This is a genomic window from Virgibacillus sp. M23 (genome assembly GCF_034190895.1).
Taxonomy (GTDB): domain Bacteria; phylum Bacillota; class Bacilli; order Bacillales; family Amphibacillaceae; genus Virgibacillus; species Virgibacillus salarius.
Map to the genome: position 1 here is coordinate 1 of NZ_JAWDHA010000453.1, position 222 is coordinate 222.

A 222-nucleotide genomic window follows, 5' to 3' on the forward strand; every position below is an offset into this window, starting at 1 on the left:
TCGCCTATGCGGTTAACCATATTGTAGAACATATCCCAGAGGAATCATTTGTGGGATTTTTGCGTGAAACAGGTTGTCCTGCATACCATCCACGCATGATGATGAAGATTATCTTATGTGCCTATACCCAATCTGTTTTTTCTGGCAGAAAAATAGAAGGCTTACTTAAAGATAGTGTACGGATGATGTGGTTAGCACAGGGTTATGAGCCGAGCTATCGTA

Annotated in this window: 1 protein-coding gene; it reads left to right on the forward strand. The window is 41.4% G+C overall.

Annotated features, from left to right (window positions below; translation table 11 throughout):
* On the forward strand, positions 1 to 222 hold a 222-nt coding region (locus RVS70_RS23315; protein WP_321135132.1), incomplete at both ends, for a transposase.